General features: G+C 64.5%; 13 protein-coding genes and 4 tRNA genes. 1 reads left to right on the plus strand and 16 read right to left on the minus strand.

The genetic code is table 11. The features are described 5' to 3' along the window. Positions 1-142: 142 nt before the first annotated feature. Positions 143-1,003 (minus strand): DUF2242 domain-containing protein, encoded by an 861-nt coding sequence (locus ACZ9A3_RS15675; protein ID WP_476252893.1) that lies wholly within the window; start codon positions 1,001-1,003, stop codon positions 143-145. Between the two features lie 266 nt (positions 1,004-1,269). Between ACZ9A3_RS15675 and ACZ9A3_RS15680 the strand changes: the two genes are divergently transcribed. Continuing rightward, positions 1,270-2,823 (plus strand): methyl-accepting chemotaxis protein, encoded by a 1,554-nt coding sequence (locus ACZ9A3_RS15680; RefSeq protein WP_476252894.1) that lies wholly within the window; start codon positions 1,270-1,272, stop codon positions 2,821-2,823. A gap of 8 nt (positions 2,824-2,831) precedes the next feature. Here the strand turns inward: ACZ9A3_RS15680 and ACZ9A3_RS15685 are convergent, their stop codons facing one another. The 15 genes from ACZ9A3_RS15685 to ACZ9A3_RS15755 form a co-directional block, all read right to left on the minus strand. Further along, the gene (locus ACZ9A3_RS15685) at positions 2,832-3,581 is read right to left on the minus strand and encodes an SDR family oxidoreductase (protein WP_213603603.1); all 750 of its coding nucleotides are present in this window, start codon (positions 3,579-3,581) and stop codon (positions 2,832-2,834) included. Between the two features lie 202 nt (positions 3,582-3,783). After that, positions 3,784-3,860, minus strand: a tRNA-Asp gene (locus ACZ9A3_RS15690). Between the two features lie 111 nt (positions 3,861-3,971). Beyond that, positions 3,972-4,048, minus strand: a tRNA-Asp gene (locus ACZ9A3_RS15695). 99 nt (positions 4,049-4,147) lie between these two features. After that, positions 4,148-4,224 (minus strand) — tRNA-Asp (locus ACZ9A3_RS15700). 76 nt (positions 4,225-4,300) lie between these two features. Beyond that, positions 4,301-4,376: transfer RNA gene (locus ACZ9A3_RS15705), tRNA-Val, on the minus strand. A gap of 174 nt (positions 4,377-4,550) precedes the next feature. Next, positions 4,551-5,309 (minus strand): SDR family oxidoreductase, encoded by a 759-nt coding sequence (locus ACZ9A3_RS15710; protein ID WP_476253341.1) that lies wholly within the window; start codon positions 5,307-5,309, stop codon positions 4,551-4,553. Positions 5,310-5,320: 11 nt separating this feature from the next. After that, positions 5,321-6,532, minus strand: a complete 1,212-nt coding sequence (locus ACZ9A3_RS15715) for an O-succinylhomoserine sulfhydrylase (protein ID WP_476252895.1) — start codon at positions 6,530-6,532, stop codon at positions 5,321-5,323. Positions 6,533-6,547: 15 nt separating this feature from the next. Continuing rightward, the gene (gene purF, locus ACZ9A3_RS15720; RefSeq protein WP_010223267.1) at positions 6,548-8,053 is read right to left on the minus strand and encodes an amidophosphoribosyltransferase; all 1,506 of its coding nucleotides are present in this window, start codon (positions 8,051-8,053) and stop codon (positions 6,548-6,550) included. A gap of 41 nt (positions 8,054-8,094) precedes the next feature. Beyond that, a complete protein-coding gene (locus tag ACZ9A3_RS15725) occupies positions 8,095-8,649 on the minus strand; it encodes a CvpA family protein (protein WP_045195095.1) in 555 nt (184 codons plus the stop codon). A gap of 99 nt (positions 8,650-8,748) precedes the next feature. Continuing rightward, a complete protein-coding gene (locus tag ACZ9A3_RS15730; protein ID WP_476252896.1) occupies positions 8,749-9,417 on the minus strand; it encodes an SPOR domain-containing protein in 669 nt (222 codons plus the stop codon). Beyond that, the gene (gene folC / locus ACZ9A3_RS15735) at positions 9,401-10,708 is read right to left on the minus strand and encodes a bifunctional tetrahydrofolate synthase/dihydrofolate synthase (protein WP_093380618.1); all 1,308 of its coding nucleotides are present in this window, start codon (positions 10,706-10,708) and stop codon (positions 9,401-9,403) included. Before folC ends, ACZ9A3_RS15730 begins: the two co-directional genes overlap by 17 nt. Further along, positions 10,705-11,625, minus strand: coding sequence for an acetyl-CoA carboxylase, carboxyltransferase subunit beta (gene accD, locus ACZ9A3_RS15740; protein ID WP_045195100.1), 921 nt, complete (start codon positions 11,623-11,625; stop codon positions 10,705-10,707). The genes folC and accD overlap by 4 nt, the downstream gene beginning before the upstream one ends. Before the next feature lie 279 nt (positions 11,626-11,904). After that, the gene (locus ACZ9A3_RS15745; RefSeq protein ID WP_045195103.1) at positions 11,905-12,525 is read right to left on the minus strand and encodes a phosphoribosylanthranilate isomerase; all 621 of its coding nucleotides are present in this window, start codon (positions 12,523-12,525) and stop codon (positions 11,905-11,907) included. 61 nt (positions 12,526-12,586) lie between these two features. Beyond that, positions 12,587-13,411, minus strand: coding sequence for a tRNA pseudouridine(38-40) synthase TruA (truA, locus tag ACZ9A3_RS15750; RefSeq protein WP_476253342.1), 825 nt, complete (start codon positions 13,409-13,411; stop codon positions 12,587-12,589). 120 nt (positions 13,412-13,531) lie between these two features. Beyond that, a complete protein-coding gene (locus ACZ9A3_RS15755; protein WP_476252897.1) occupies positions 13,532-16,270 on the minus strand; it encodes a motility hub landmark protein FimV in 2,739 nt (912 codons plus the stop codon). Positions 16,271-16,273 lie beyond the last annotated feature (3 nt).

Here is a 16,273-nt window from a genome sequence, read left to right on the forward strand (position 1 = left end):
AGTAGTTCTTCTTGATAGTCGTCCATCGTCTGCTCCGTTTTTTCTCATTCATGTCATTGATTCATCAACGAGCCTAAAGTGCCGCGATGAAAGAAAAATGACAATGACGCTTATCAAAACAACGTAGCAGAGACGGGCGAATTTACAGCGGCGCCTGCTCGCTGCTGGCCGGTGCTACCGGGGCGATGGTCGGGGTCGGCTCTACGGGTGCCGGTGTGCTGCTGTCCTGGACGCTGATCGGCGCAGCTTCGGCGGGCGGCGGCACCGGCTGCGAGCCACTGCTGTCATCTACCACCGGCGCGGCCGGCACTTCGGCAGCCGGGGCCGGCGACGGTTCGCTGACCGGTACGCCAGCCGCTGGTGCTTCAACCGGAGCCGGAGCCAGGGCGGCCGCTGGTGCTGCCGGCGCGGTCTCGGGCACACCCAGCTCCACCGCTGGCTTGGCTGCAGGCTTTGCCTCAGCCTTCTTCTTGGTTTCCTTGGGCAGGAAACTTTCCACCAGGGCGAAGTAACGCTCGTAGAACTTGGCCGAGGTCACGGTCTCGCTGGCAACCTTGACCATCGAATCGTCACTGGAGCCGATCGGCATCGACACCGAACCCAGCACGCCAACGCCGAGGCTGGCCGAGGTGTTGGATTTTTTCAGCGCATAGCGATCCTGCAGGGCGTTGGCGAACATGGTCGAGCGCTGCTCGTCGCCGCTGTCGCGGGCACAGACCACGTTGAAGCTGATCTGCAGGTGCGAATCGCCAGTCTGCTGGAAGCTCTTGTTGCCATTGACCTGGCCAGCGTCGCTGCTGGTGATGATATAGCCCTGGCTGAGCAAGGCACGGCGCGCCGCTTCGCAGGTACCGGCCTCACTCACCGCAAAGTTGCGCGAGAAGGTACCCGAGTCGTCGAAATTCTCGTGTTCGTAAATGGCAGCTTTCTTCGAAGAACAGCCGGAAACACCCGCCAGCACAAGGGCCAGCCCGAGCGCACCGCAGACGGTTGACTTTGACATTGCAAATCCTGAGGAAACGGTCGGCGCCTATTGTGCAACACATCGACGGAATGCTGAAACCACAGGCGGGCAATCACCGCAGAAAATTCATACAAGGGGCCAGTGATCGCCCCTGATGCCGGGGTTTGACCATTGGTCGATAAACCCACAAATCCTTCGCTCGAGCCCTACGAACAGATCGGACCCATCCGACTTTTGCCCTGCCCATTCTACGACTACGCTGGCAACTAGCCATCACCACCTACCGGTCGACAGGAGTTATCTCGGTGAAGAACCTATCTGTGAAAATCAAGTTGCTGCTTGGCTTTGCGCCCATTCTGGTACTGATGGCGCTACTCGCCATTACCGCCATCAACAGCTTGAACACCCTGACCCAGCGCGCCGATCGCCTGGTGTCGGTCAACTACATCCTCGACAACCTCAATGAAATGCGCGCCGCCCAGCTGAGCTTCGAGCAACGCCGCGAAGGCAGCTTCGCCAGCCAGCTGGTACAGGCCCACCAGGAGGCCAGCCGCCTGGTCGAGGAAAACCTCGGCGCCCTGCCCGATGCCGACTCGCAGCGCCTGCTCAAGGCCACTGGCGATGATCTCAAGCAGTACCTGCAACAGTTCGAGCAACTCAAGGCGGCCAGCGGCGGTACCCTGCTGCAGAGCAAGCTGCATGACCAGTTGCTGCAGACCGTGCATCAGGGCCTGGAGGCGATCAACCAGTTGATCACCCTGCAGAACCTGAAAAGCACCGAGGAATCCAGCGACAGCCGCAGCCTGATGCTGGGCTTGCTGTTCGCAGCCCTGGTGCTGGGCGTGCTGATCAGTGCGCTGATCATCCGCCAGGTCACCCAGCCACTGCGTCAGGCGGTGGAAATTGCCCGGCGCATTGGCCAAGGCGACCTGACCAACACTGCCAGCGAACCGCGCCGCGACGAATTCGGCCAGCTGTTGCAGGCGCTGGCGCAAAGCGGCGAGAACCTGCGCGAGATGCTTGGCCAGGCCGGGCATGTCACCCGCCAGCTTTCGACCGCCGCCGAGGAGCTGTCGACCATCACTGAACAGACCAGCGCTGGCATCACCAGCCAGAAGGTCGAAACCGACCAGGTGGCCACGGCAATGAGCGAGATGGTTGCCACCGTCCAGGAAGTCGCGCGTAACGCCGAAGAAGCCAGCGAAGCCACGCACCAGGCCGACAGCCAGGCCAAACAGGGCAACCGCGTAGTGCAGCAGGCCCTGAGCCAGATCGGCCAGCTGGCCGACGACATCGGCAATTGCGCCAGTGCGGTCAGCCAATTGTCGGAAGAAAGCGAGCGCATCGGCACCGTGATGACGGTGATCAACGCCATTGCCGAACAGACCAACCTGCTGGCTCTCAACGCCGCCATCGAGGCGGCGCGCGCGGGTGAGGCCGGGCGCGGCTTTGCCGTGGTCGCCGATGAAGTGCGCGGGCTGGCCCAGCGTACACAGCAATCAACAGCGCAGATCGAGACGCTGATTCTGTCGTTGCAACAAGGCGCGCAGAAAGCCGCCGAAATGATGCAAGCCAACCAGCAACAGGTCGGCGGTACTGTGGAATTGGCCAACCAGGTCGGTATCGAGCTGCAGGCCATCACCCAGACCGTGACCGGCATCCAGACCATGAACCTGCAGATCGCCACCGCCGCCGAACAGCAGAGCAGCGTCGCCGAATCGATCAACCGCAGTGTGCTCAGCGTGCGCGACGTTGCCGAACAGTCGTCCACCGCGTCGCAGCAGACGGCGGCTTCGTCGGTGGAACTGGCGCGCCTGGGCAGTGAACTGCAACAGCTGGTGGCGCGCTTTCGGGTGTAACCGGTAAGTCAGCCGAACAGGCCGCCGTCGTCGCTGTCGATAACGATCGACGACAGGCTCACATGCCGCGGCCGGGTCACGGCAAACAGCACGGCCTCGACCACGTCACGGTTGGTGCCGCGCTCGCCCTTCTGGCGCTGGGCGGCGGCCTCCCAGGCCGGTTGCGTCGGGCAGATGTCGTCCAGGTACGGCGGGTGCACGCACAGCGAACGGATCGGCGTACCGGCCAGTTGCTGACGCAACCCCTCTGCCAGTGCACGCTGGGCCTGCTTGGCGGCGTAGAACGGCACTGAGACGCTGTGCAAGGCGGCATTGGGCAGCGCGCTGATCGAGCCTATGGTGACGATGTCCGGGCGCTGAGAGCGGCGCAGAGAGGCCAGCAAGCCCTGGGTGAAGAGGAAGGTACCGGTGACCGCAGCGTTGATCACGCCGTGGACCTCTTCAGGAGAATAACCTTGCTCGTTGTGCTCCAGCCACATGGCGCCGTTGTTGATCAGCAGATCGATAGTGGGGAAGCGCTGGCTGATGGCCTGCGTTGCCTGGGTAACGCTGGCGCTGTCGGCGAGATCGACCTGGACAGTCAATGGCAGTTGAGCGGTGCGGGTTTCGATCGTGGCAGCGACTTGGGCCAGGGCTGCTTCGTTGCGGCCACAGAGCACGACCTTGCAACCAGCGTCGGCCAGGGAGATGGCCAACGCGGCACCCAGGCCGCGTCCGGCACCGGTGATGACCGCGATCGAGTCTTGAAGATTGTTCATCCTGAACCTCAGTGGAAGACTTGAGGCGCTAGCATACCGGTTGTGCGGACTGGATGCAGACCAAGCAGGCCTGAAAAGCATCGCGGGTCAAGCCGGCTCCCACAGAGTGGGAGCCGGCCTTGCTGGTGATGAACGTACCACGGTGCCAAAATTTCGGCACAAAAAAAGCGACCCGAAGGTCGCTTTCTCTGGTACTGCAATATGGCGCAGCGGACGGGACTCGAACCCGCGACCCCCGGCGTGACAGGCCGGTATTCTAACCGACTGAACTACCGCTGCGTGTCGTGCTCACCCGGGCTGCGCAAAGGCTGCAAATCCCGGGCACAAAAAAAGCAACCTCAGGTCGCTCTCTTTGTTGCTTCGAGGAGTTCAAGGGCCTCGAAGCGAAGATGGCGCAGCGGACGGGACTCGAACCCGCGACCCCCGGCGTGACAGGCCGGTATTCTAACCGACTGAACTACCGCTGCGTATCGTACAGGCTTGCGCCCGCTTGAAACTGGGATCTGGCTACAAGGCTGTTTGGCCCTGGAACCTCAAACCGGTCGTTAAACCGATCTGGAGAAAAGTGGCGCAGCGGACGGGACTCGAACCCGCGACCCCCGGCGTGACAGGCCGGTATTCTAACCGACTGAACTACCGCTGCGCATATGGACTTGCGTCCGGTTCCTCTCTGGTAACACCTTCTTGCGAAAGTGTCGGGTCAGGAACATCTCAGGAAGTGGTGGGTGATGACGGGATCGAACCGCCGACCCTCTGCTTGTAAGGCAGATGCTCTCCCGGCTGAGCTAATCACCCGTGTGCTTCGCTGAGGTGGCGAAATTTACGCAGGTATCGAACCTAAGTCAATAGCCTGATTGAAGTTTTTTTCACGGAGGTGGAAAAAACAGCTTCAAGGTTCAAGCTGCAAGCTACAAGAAAAAGCAAAATCACAACGCGGACATCTTGCCGCTTGAAGCTTGTCGCTTGCCGCTACCGATAAATCATCTTCTTGGTCATGCCGCCGTCGACCACGAATTCCTGGCCGGTGACGAAGCCGGCGTTGCGCGACAGCAACCAGGCCACCATCGCCGCCACGTCTTCTACCGTCCCTACCCTGCCCGCCGGATGCTGGGCATGGTCGGCTTCGCTGAGGGGTTCGGCACGGCGCTGGGCTGGATCACGGGCGTCGATCCAGCCGGGGCTGACGGCGTTGACGCGAATCTCCGGGCCCAGGCTCATGGCCAGGGCATGGGTCAGGGCCAGCAGCCCGCCCTTGCTCGCGGCATAGGCCTCGGTGTCGGGCTCCGATTGCCCGGCGCGCGTTGACGCCAGGTTGACGATCGCCCCGCAATGGGCGCGCAGGTACGGCGCACAGTGCTTGGCCAGCAGCATCGGGCCGCCGAGGTTGACCGCCAGCACCCGGTTCCAGTGGGCCAGGCTCAGGCTTTCGAGGGTGGTGTTGTGCGGGTCGGCAATCGCCGCGTTGCATACCAGGGCGTCGAGCCGGCCAAACTGGCCCAGCACTTCGGCCACGCCGGTCATTACCTGGGCTTCGTCGGCGACATCCATGCCGACGAACCAGGCGTTGTCACCGAGCACCTTGGCCACTTTCGCGCCACGGGCCCGGTCGAGGTCGGTGAGCACCACCTGCCAGCCTTCGCTGATCAGCCAGGCGGCAATGCCCAGGCCGATGCCCCGCGCCGCGCCGGTGACCAGGGCGACGCGGCCGTTATGGCTGCTGTCGCCCACCGACCAGTCGATCACAGTGCCGCCAGCCCGCGGGCCAGGTCGGCCTTGAGGTCAGCGACGTCTTCCAGCCCCACGGCAACCCGGATCAGGCTGTCGCGAATGCCGGCGGCCTCACGCTCCTGCGGCGACAGGCGGCCGTGGGAGGTGGTGCCCGGGTGGGTGATGGTGGTCTTGCTGTCACCCAGGTTGGCGGTGATCGAAATCAGCCGGGTGGCATCGATGAAGCGCCAGGCGCCCTCTTTGCCGCCCTTGACCTCAAAGCTCACCACTGCACCGAAGCCGCTCATCTGCTGCTTGGCCAGCTCGTGCTGCGGATGGCTGTGCAGGCCCGCGTAGTGGACCTTGTCGATGCCGTCCTGCTGCTCCAGCCATTCGGCCAGCGCCTGGGCATTGGCGCAGTGGGCGCGCATGCGCAGGTTGAGGGTCTCAAGGCCCTTGAGGAAGATCCAGGCGTTGAACGGGCTCAGGGACGGCCCGGCGGTGCGCAGAAAGCCCACCACTTCTTTCATCTGCTCGCTGCGCCCGGCAACCACGCCGCCCATACAACGGCCCTGGCCGTCGATGAACTTGGTCGCCGAGTGCACGACGATGTCGGCGCCCAGCTTCAACGGTTGCTGCAAGGCCGGGGTGCTGAAGCAGTTGTCGACCACCAGCTGCGCGCCCTTGGCATGGGCGATTTCAGCCAGGGCAGCAATATCCACAAGCTCCGCCAACGGGTTGGACGGTGACTCGACGAACAGCAGCTTGGTGTTGGCCTTGATCGCCTGGCCCCAGCCGGCCAGGTCGGTCAGCGGCACGTAGTCGACCTGCACGCCGAAGCGCTTGAAGTACTTCTCGAACAGGCTGATGGTCGAACCGAAGACGCTCTGCGACACCAGCACATGGTCGCCGGCGCTGCACAGGGCCATGACGGTCGAGAGAATCGCCGACATGCCGGTGGAGGTGGCAACCGCCTGCTCGGCGCCTTCAAGGGCGGCGATGCGCTCTTCGAACGCGCGTACGGTGGGGTTGGTGTAGCGTGAATAGACGTTGCCTGGAACCTCGCCGGCGAACCGCGCGGCGGCATCGGCCGCCGTACGGAACACGTAGCTGGAGGTGAAGAACAGCGGATCGCTGTGCTCACCTTCCGGCGTGCGATGCTGGCCGGCGCGTACCGCCAGCGTGTCGAAAGCGACCCCTTCGAGGTCGCTGTCCAGGCGCCCGGCATCCCATTCCTGTGTCATGCCGCTGCTCCTAACTTAGTTGTTGTAGAGGTCGATGATCGCGCTGACCGCCTGGTTCTTGACCTTGGAGGCGTCGTTGCGCGCCTGCTCGATCTTGTCCAGGTAGGCTTCGTCGATGTCGCCGGTGACGTACTTGCCGTCGAACACCGCGCAATCGAAATGCTCGATCTTGATCTTGCCACCGCCGACCGCTTCGATCAGGTCCGGCAGGTCCTGGTAGACCAGCCAGTCGGCACCGATCAGCTCGGCGACATCCTGGGTGCTGCGGTTGTGCGCGATCAGCTCGTGAGCGCTCGGCATGTCGATGCCGTAGACGTTAGGGAAGCGCACCGCCGGGGCGGCCGAGCAGAAGTAGACGTTTTTCGCGCCGGCTTCGCGGGCCATCTGGATGATCTGCTTGCAGGTGGTGCCGCGCACGATCGAGTCGTCGACCAGCATCACGTTCTTGCCGCGGAACTCCAGCTCGATGGCGTTGAGTTTCTGGCGTACCGATTTCTTGCGCGCGGCCTGGCCGGGCATGATGAAGGTACGGCCGATGTAGCGGTTCTTGACGAAGCCTTCACGGAACTTGACGCCCAGGTGGTTGGCCAGCTCCAGCGCTGCGGTGCGGCTGGTGTCGGGAATCGGGATGACCACGTCGATGTCGTGGTCAGGGCGCTCGCGCTGGATCTTCTCGGCCAGCTTCTCGCCCATGCGCAGGCGCGCCTTGTACACCGAGACGCCGTCGATGATCGAGTCAGGCCGGGCCAGGTAGACGTGTTCGAAGATGCACGGCGACAGTTGCGGGTTGGTCGCGCACTGACGGGTGTGCAGCTTGCCCTCTTCAGTGATGTACACCGCTTCGCCTGGCGCCAGGTCACGGATCAGGGTGAAGCCCAGCACGTCCAGAGAAACGCTTTCGGAGGCGATCATGTACTCGACGCCTTCGTCGGTGTGACGCTGGCCGAACACGATCGGACGGATGCCGTTGGGGTCGCGGAAACCGACGATGCCGTAGCCGGTGATCATCGCCACCACCGCGTAACCGCCAACGCAACGGTTGTGCACGTCGGTGACCGCGGCGAACACGTCTTCTTCGGTCGGTTGCAGCTTGCCACGCACCGCCAGCTCATGGGCGAAGACGTTGAGCAGCACTTCCGAGTCAGAGCTGGTGTTGACGTGGCGCAGGTCGGACTCGTAGATCTCCTTGGCCAGCTGTTCGACGTTGGTCAGGTTGCCGTTGTGCGCCAGGGTGATGCCGTAGGGCGAGTTGACGTAGAACGGCTGGGCCTCGGCCGAGGTCGAGCTGCCCGCGGTCGGGTAGCGCACGTGGCCGATACCCATGTGACCGACCAGGCGCTGCATATGGCGCTGCTGGAATACGTCACGGACCAGGCCGTTGTCCTTGCGCAGGAATAACCGGCCATCATGGCTGGTCACAATACCGGCAGCGTCCTGGCCGCGGTGCTGGAGGACGGTTAGCGCGTCATACAGCGCCTGATTGACGTTCGACTTACCGACGATACCGACGATGCCACACATGCGACGCAACCCCTACTTAATGAAACTGGATTGAAAAGCGCTCAAGGCGTTTTGGGCCCCAGCAGCTGTTCCTGGAACGGGAGATCAGCCGGTGCGCTGATCCCGCTGGCTAGCCACTGACTGGTGAACCCCAGAATGAGGTTTTTCGACCAGTCAGCCACCAATAGAAATTGTGGCAGGAGGCGAGACTCCTGCCACCACTGATCCTGTTGTACCGGCCCCAGGCTCAACAGCCCGACCGCCACGACCACCAGCAAGGCCCCGCGGGCGGCGCCGAAGGCCATGCCCAGGAAGCGATCGGTCCCGGACAGCCCGGTGACGCGAATCAGCTCGCCGATGAGAAAGTTGATCATGGCCCCCACCAGCAGGGTGGCGACGAAAAGAATGGCGCATCCGGCGATGACCCGGGCCGAAGGCGTCTGGATATAAGCTTCCAGGTACTGCGACAGCGAGCCACCGAACATCCAGGCCACGGCACCGGCGATGATCCAGGTAAGCAGCGACAAGGCCTCTTTGACAAAGCCGCGCTTGAGACTGATCAGCGAAGAAATGGCGATGATCGCGAGAATCGCCCAGTCGACCCAGGTAAATGCCACAGTGTTGCCTGCAAACGGATAAGGCGGCGCATTTTACCAGAGCAACGGGCTGTCGGTAAGCAGTGATTTACCGCCCGGTACGGGCCGGGCGGCAAGGGTTCAACTGCGCTCGGGCTGGAAGCGTACGACAAAGCCCTTGAGCTTCTGCTGGCGGTTGATCACATCGCGCAGGCGCTCGGCCTCGGCGCGCTCGATCAACGGTCCGACATACACCCGGTTCATGCCTTCGGCCGAACGGATATAAGCGTTGTAGCCCTGGCTGCGCAGGGTTTTCTGCAGGTTGTCGGCGCTGGCGCGGTTGGCCAGGCTGGCCATCTGAATCGACCAGCTGACCGGCAGGCCATTGGCGTCGATCTTGCCCGCAGCAGGCTTGGTCGCAGCGGCGACGGTGGCTGCCGGCTTGGCTTCTACCTTGGCGGGCGCCGGCGTCGCCGGTTTTGCCGCGACAGCCGGTGCGGCCGGGGCCGGTGTCGGCAGCGGCGTGGCGGCGGGCGCCGGGGCAATCGGCGTGCTTGGCGCCTGCACCGGTGCCGCGGCCTGCTCGACGATCAGCGGCTCTTCGGGTAATACCTGCGGCTCGGGGACCTGCACCGGCTCTACCTGCACTTGCGGCAGGGTCGGCGCAGCCGGTGCCTCGGGGGCTTCGACGCGCACCTGGCGCATTTCGTCTTCGCGCGAGAACAGCATCGGCAGGAAGATCACCGCCAGCGCCACCAGCACCAGCGCCCCGACCATGCGTTGCTTGACCACTTTATCCAGCAATGCCATTTGCCCCGTCCTCCGTGGCCTGCCGGTCGAGCCACTGCAGGGCTTCGCCGACACAGAAAAATGATCCGAACAGCAGGATTTCGTCATCCGCCGTTGCCTGCGCGCACTGCCCTTCCAGGGCGGCGGCGACGCTGGGGTAAGACTGCACCGCAGCGCCAAGGTTCGTCAGCGCCGCCTGCAACTCGCCAGCCGGCCGGCTGCGGGCGGTGTCCAGCGGCGCCACGGCCCAGGCCTGAACCTGGTGCTGCAGCGGCTTGAGCACACCGTCGAGGTCCTTGTCGGCGAGCAAACCGAACACCGCCAGGCGCTTGCCCTGCGGCGGCCGGGTGGCCAGGCGCTGAGCCAGGTACTCGGCAGCATGCGGGTTGTGCCCGACATCCATGAGGATAGTCAAAGGTTTGCCTTGCCAGGTAAAGGCTCGCCGATCGAGGCGGCCGACCATGCGCGTGCTGCGCAGGGCCTCGGCAATCTGCCCGGCATCCCACGGCAGGTCGAGCAACAGGTAGGCCTGCAATGCCAACGCGGCGTTTTCCATCGGCAGGTCGAGCAGCGGCAAATCCTGCAGCTCGACCACCTCGCCACGGGCATTGACCCCACGCCACTGCCAGTACTGGTCAGTGCTGGCCAGGTCGAAATCGCGACCGCGCAAAAACAGCGGGCTGTTCAGGGCACGGGCCTTGTCCAGCAACGGCTGCGGCGGATTGAGGTCACCACACAGGGCCGGCTTGCCCTGGCGGAAGATCCCGGCCTTCTCGAAGGCCACCAACTCACGGGTGTCGCCCAGGTAGTCGACATGGTCAACGCCGATGCTGGTGACCAGCGCCAGGTCGGCATCGACGATGTTGACGGTATCCAGGCGTCCGCCCAGGCCGACTTCGAGCACCACGGCGTCGAGCGCCGCCTGCTTGAACAGCCAGAACGCCGCCAGGGTACCGGCTTCGAAGTAGGTCAGGGAGATGTCGCCGCGGGCCGCTTCAACCGCGGCGAAGGCTTCGCACAGCTGCTCATCGCCGGCTTCAGCGCCGTTGATCTGCACCCGCTCGTTGTAGCGCAGCAGGTGCGGCGAGCTGTAGACGCCGACCTTGAGGCCCTGGGCGCGCAGCAACGCGGCAACGAAGGCGCAGGTCGAACCCTTGCCGTTGGTGCCGGTCACGGTGATTACCCGTGGCGCCGGCTGACCCAGCCCGAGCCGCGCAGCGACCTGTTGCGAACGCTCCAGGCCCATGTCGATGGCCGACGGATGCAACTGCTCGAGGTAGGCGAGCCAGTCGCCAAGGGTACGTTGGGTCATACGGTGGCAGGCGCCGGCGGCACGACGATCGGCTCGATCACCGGGGCGACGAACGTGGGCGTCGGCAGGCCCATCATCTGGGCCAGCAGGTTGCCCAGGCGCTGACGCAGCTCCTGACGCGGGATGATCATGTCGATGGCGCCGTGCTCCAGAAGGAACTCGCTGCGCTGGAAGCCTTCTGGCAGCTTCTCGCGTACGGTCTGCTCGATCACCCGCGGGCCGGCAAAGCCGATCAGCGCCTTGGGCTCACCGACGATGACATCACCAAGCATCGCCAGGCTGGCAGAAACGCCGCCGTAGACCGGATCGGTCAGCACCGAGATGAACGGGATGCCTTCTTCGCGCAGGCGTGCCAGTACTGCGGAGGTCTTGGCCATCTGCATCAGCGAGATCAGCGCTTCCTGCATGCGCGCACCACCGGAGGCCGAGAAGCAGACCATCGGGCAGCGGTTTTCCAGGGCGTAGTTGGCGGCACGGACGAAACGCTCGCCGACGATGGCGCCCATCGAACCACCCATGAAGGAGAATTCGAAGGCGCTGACCACGATCGGCATGCCCAGCAGGGTACCGCTCATGGAGATCAGTGCGTCTTTCTCGCCGGTCTGCTTCTGGGCAGCAGTCAGGCGGTCCTTGTACTTCTTGCCATCGCGAAACTTCAGGCGGTCGACCGGTTCCAGGTCAGCGCCCAGCTCGGCGCGACCTTCGGCATCGAGGAAGATGTCGATACGGGCGCGGGCGCCGATACGCATGTGATGGTTGCACTTAGGGCAGACATCCAGGGTCTTTTCCAGCTCCGGACGATACAGCACGGCCTCGCAGGACGGGCACTTGTGCCACAGGCCTTCAGGGACCGAACTCTTCTTCACCTCGGAACGCATGATCGAAGGGATCAGTTTGTCTACTAACCAGTTGCTCATGCTTTCTTTCTCCAGTAGCGGCGACCGGCAGGCTATGGCTGCCGGCTCGCGCGTATGCCCTTGAGCTCAATTCGTGTATGACGCGATGAAGATGCGGCTCCGGCGCCCGCCTGCAGCGAGCCACCCCGATACCGCACCCTCGTCAACCTGTAAGGGCGACGCCCGTGGCGTCACCCGCTAATTTCGACCGGCCCATGGGCGCGATCCGGCAGCACCGGGCTGCGAAAGCTATGGACGATGGCGCGCGGCCAGCCGTCACATCCGCAGCATGCAGCGCTTTCACGCCTGCTTGACCGCGCGGATAAACGCCTCGATCCGCGCCGGGTCCTTGATGCCCTTGGCCTGCTCCACGCCGCCGCTGACATCCACCGCATAAGGCCGCACCTGCGCAATGGCCTGGGCGACGTTATCCGGCGACAGGCCGCCGGCGAGGATGATTGGCTTGCTCAGTTGCGCAGGCACCAGCGACCAGTCGAACGCCTCGCCGGTACCGCCGGGCACGCCGGCCACGTAGGTATCGAGAAGAATGCCGCTGGCACCGCTGTAGCGCTTGCAGCTGGCCTCCAGGTCGTCGCCCGGGCGCACCCGCAAGGCCTTGATCCATGGACGGTTGTGACCTGCGCAATCGGCCGGGGTTTCATCGCCATGGAACTGCAGCAGGTCGAGCGGCACCGCTTCGAGGATTTCCGTCAGCTCGCAACGGCTGGCGTTGACGAACAGGCCGACGGTGGTGACGAACGGCGGCAAGGCGGCGATGATCGCCCGCGCCTGCTGCACATCGACCGCCCGCGGGCTCTTGGCATAGAACACCAGGCCGATGGCATCGGCGCCCGCCTCGGCTGCGGCCAGCGCATCCTCGATGCGGGTAATGCCGCAGATTTTGCTGCGAACGGCGCTCATGACCTGTGAACCTCAGCAGAAAGCGGAAAGTCCCGGATGTTAGCAAATGGCTTGCGGGCCGTCAGCCCGTCAATGCCTCGTAGCCGGTAATGAAGTGTGGGCCGATGTAACGCGCGGGCAGTTCGAACTCGTCGTGGTACTCGACCTGCACCAGGTACAGCCCATACGGATGCGCGGTCACCCCGCCGGCGCGCCGCTCGCGGCTTTGCAGCACTTCCAGGGCCCACTCCGGCGGGCGCTCGCCAGCGCCGATGGTCATCAGCACGCCGGCAATGTTGCGCACCATGTGGTGCAGGAAGGCGCTGGCGCGGATGTCGAGGACGATCATCTGGCCGTGGCGGCTAACACGCAGGTGATGGAGATTCTTGACCGGCGACTTGGCCTGGCACTGGCCGGCGCGAAAGGCACTGAAATCGTGGGTGCCGACCAGGTACTCGGCGGCCAGGGCCATGCGCTCGGCGTCCAGCGGCCGGTGGTTCCAGGTCACCTCTTCGCCCAGGTGCGCCGGGCGGATCTGGTCGTTGTAGATCACGTAGCGGTAACGCCGGGCAATGGCCTTGAAGCGCGCATGGAAGTGCGCCGGCATCTGCTTGGCCCAGGACACGCTGATGTCGTGCGGCAGGTTGATGTTGGCGCCCATGGTCCAGCCCTTCATGCTGCGCACCGCCTGGGTGTCGAAATGCACCACCTGGCCGCAGGCATGCACGCCGGCATCGGTGCGCCCGGCACAGTGCAGGGTGACCGGCGAATCGGCCACCCGCGACAAGGCTTCTTCGAGGGTTTGCTGCACGCTTGCCACGCCACTGGCCTGGCGCTGCCAGCCGCGGTAGCGCGAACCTTTGTACTCAACGCCCAGGGCGATACGAAAGAAGCCTTCGGCGGCCACTTCGGCAGCCGCGTTATCAATGATTTCCAAGGGGATACAGCCTGTCGGTTTAGCAGATGGCGGCAATTATAACGACAACGGCAGCCACTTGGGCTGCCGTTGGTTTTACACAGGGTGAACTCAGACCAGGCGCGAGAGCAGCTCGTCGGCTTCCTGGCGCTGAGCATCGCTGCCGTCCTTGCGCACTTCGTCGAGAATGTCGCGGGCGCCGTCATGGTCGCCCATGTCGATATAGGCCCGGGCCAGGTCGAGCTTGGTGGCCACTTCGTCGGCGCCGCCGAGGTAGTCGAAATCATCGTCGAGGTCGTCGCTGATCGCGGCGTCCGCTTCGCTGAAGTGCGGCTCGATCGACGGCTGCTCCAGGCTTTGCGACAGCTTGTCGAGTTCGGCGTTGACGTCATCGAGCTCCGAGGCAAAGTTTTTATCCGCCTGCGAGTCCTCCAGTGACAGCGACAGGTCGAAGTCTTCCGGCAGGTCCAGCTCGCTCAACGGGTCGAACTCGGGCATGGTTTCATCGAACGCCGCCAGCTCTGCGGCGATATCGACGGTCTCGCTGTTCGGCGCCAGCGCCGGCTCGTCGCCAGCGACGTCGAGGTCGAAATCGGCGAGGTCGTCCAGGGCCTGCTCAGGCTCGGCAAGATGCTCTGCGAGCAAGGCGTCGAAGTCCGGTTGCGCCGGGCTGGCTTCGCTCGCGACTGCTTCGGCTTGTGGCGCTTCAACAGCCAGCGAGGGCTCGTCGAGCAGTGGCGGCGCGTCCAGCTCCAGGCCTTGCAGGTCGTCATCCAGGCTCAGGTCGAAGGCACTGTCCAGGTCGTCTTCAGGAACAGGCTCAGGCTCGGCCAGCGATTCTTCAACCACAGGTTCAGGTTCAGGTTCAGGCTCGGCCCCTGCTTCTGGCTCAACGGCTGGCTCGACGGCTGGTTCGGCTTCTGCCAGCGGTTCGGCTGGCACCTCGTCCTGCAGCAGCTCCTGGACATACTGGGCATCCAGTTCGGCCGCCAGCGCCGCCGCGCTGACGCCCGCCGCCGCGACGGCGAGCATGGCCGGGAAGCGGTTTTTCAGGGCTTCGACATCGGCATGGTTCTGGCCGGTGGCAATCAGCTGCCGCTCGTGGCCGACAAAGGCATCGCGATCACCCTGGCGGGCATAGACTTCCATCAGCTTGAGGCGCAGGTCGCTGCGCTCAGGGGCTGCGGCAACCGCAGGCTCGAGCAGTTCGGCGGCGTGATTGAGGCGGCCACGGGCAATGCTCAACTCTGCTTCGTCGAGCACAGCGTCGCCGGTCGGGGCTGCCGGGCTGGCCGCCGGAGCAACCAATGGCGCGGCAATCGGGCCTTGCACCGGCTTGCTCGGCGCTGGCTCCGCCACCACAGGCGCCGGCTCCTCGGCAGGCAAGGCCGCGGCTGTGGCGGCGGCGGCAGATGCCGCGACCACTGCCGGTGCCAGGGTCACGCTCGGCGGCGCGATGTCCAGGCCTTCAAAACTGCTTGGCGGCAGGTCCAGGTCTGGGGCGCGCTCGCCCTCTTCGGCCAGGGCGCGGGCCATGCGCAGGTGTTTTTCCGCTTCCTGGTCGGCCTTGCGCTTGCGTGCCAGCAACAGCAGCAGAAGCAACAGCACCAACAACGCGGAACCGGCGATCAGCGCCAGCAACAACGGGTTGCCGAGCAGATCGTCGAGCATCTTGTTCGAGTCGGCCGGTGCCTGGTCGGCAGCAGGCTGCGCCGGATCAACCGGTGCGGTATCGACCGCAGCCGGTGCCGGGGTGACCACCGGTTCGGCAGGAGCCGGCTGCAACTCGGCGGCAATGGCCGGCGGCTGGGCCGCGGCAGCTTCAGGCGCCGGCGCGCCAGCGGCGCCCTGGGCTTCAAGCTTGGCCAGTTGGTCGTTTTTCAGCGCGATCAGGCGCTGCAGTTTGTCCAGCTGGCTCTGCAGGTCGGCCATGCGGCCTTTGAGCTCTTCATTGTCACGACGGCTGGTGTCCAGGCTTTCCTGGGCCACAGCCAGCTTGTCGTTGAGACCTTTACTGCCCGCAGCGCCTTTGCTGCCGGGTGCGACCAGCTTGAGGTTGTCCTGGTTGGCGATACGTGCCGGCGCCGCCTCGGTGCCGCTGCGCCGGGTGGCGTCCAGCTGGCGTGCGCGCGGACCCAGGCGCCGGCCTTCGCGCCAGGCAGCATACTGCTCGGCCACTTCGGTAACGGCCTGGGCCTGGGGAATACTGGTGATCTGCTGTTGATCGGGCAGGCGCAAGACCTGGCCGGTTTTCAGCAGGTTGATGTTGCCGTTGATGAAGGCATCCGGGTTCAGCGCCTGAATGGCCAGCATGGTCTGCTGCACCGACCCGCCCTGACGGGCTTTCGAGGCGATTTCCCACAGGGTGTCGCGACGCACGGTGGTGTAGTTGGCCGCGGTTACCGCAGGCGCAACGCCGGCCGGCGCCGGTTGCCCGGCCGGAGCGTTGAACTTGGCCGCGTCAATCAGCACGCTGTAGTCGCGCAGCAGGCGACCGCTCGGCCACATGACCTGGACCAGGAACTTGACCATCGGCGCCGGCAGCGGCTGGCTCGAGGTCACCCGCAACACGCTCTTGCCGTTGGGGTTGATCACCGTGGTAAAGGTCAGGTCATTGAGAAACGCCTGGCGCTCGACACCGGCCTTGGCGAACTCTTCGGCCGGCGCCAGGCTCGGCGCTACTTCGGCCGCGGTCAGGTCGCGGACATCGAGCAGTTCGATCTCGGCATCCAGGGGCTGGTTCTGCGCTGACTTCAAGGTCAGCTCGCCCAACCCGAGGGCATGCGCCATACCGGACGACAGCGCCGACGCCGCGGCTATTGCTAAGACCAGTTTGCGAATTCGAAGCATGAC

Source organism: Pseudomonas sp. TE4620 (assembly GCF_056279045.1).

Bases quoted from the DNA above. Each gene is read 5' to 3' on its own strand.
- ACZ9A3_RS15715 (WP_476252895.1), bottom strand. From the start codon at position 6,532: ATGACACAGGAATGGGATGCCGGGCGCCTGGACAGCGACCTCGAAGGG.
- purF (WP_010223267.1), bottom strand. From the start codon at position 8,053: ATGTGTGGCATCGTCGGTATCGTCGGTAAGTCGAACGTCAATCAGGCG.
- folC (WP_093380618.1), bottom strand. From the start codon at position 10,708: ATGACCCAACGTACCCTTGGCGACTGGCTCGCCTACCTCGAGCAGTTG.
- ACZ9A3_RS15730 (WP_476252896.1), bottom strand. From the start codon at position 9,417: ATGGCATTGCTGGATAAAGTGGTCAAGCAACGCATGGTCGGGGCGCTG.
- ACZ9A3_RS15755 (WP_476252897.1), bottom strand. From the start codon at position 16,270: ATGCTTCGAATTCGCAAACTGGTCTTAGCAATAGCCGCGGCGTCGGCG.
- ACZ9A3_RS15675 (WP_476252893.1), bottom strand. From the start codon at position 1,003: ATGTCAAAGTCAACCGTCTGCGGTGCGCTCGGGCTGGCCCTTGTGCTG.
- accD (WP_045195100.1), bottom strand. From the start codon at position 11,625: ATGAGCAACTGGTTAGTAGACAAACTGATCCCTTCGATCATGCGTTCC.
- ACZ9A3_RS15745 (WP_045195103.1), bottom strand. From the start codon at position 12,525: ATGAGCGCCGTTCGCAGCAAAATCTGCGGCATTACCCGCATCGAGGAT.
- ACZ9A3_RS15685 (WP_213603603.1), bottom strand. From the start codon at position 3,581: ATGAACAATCTTCAAGACTCGATCGCGGTCATCACCGGTGCCGGACGC.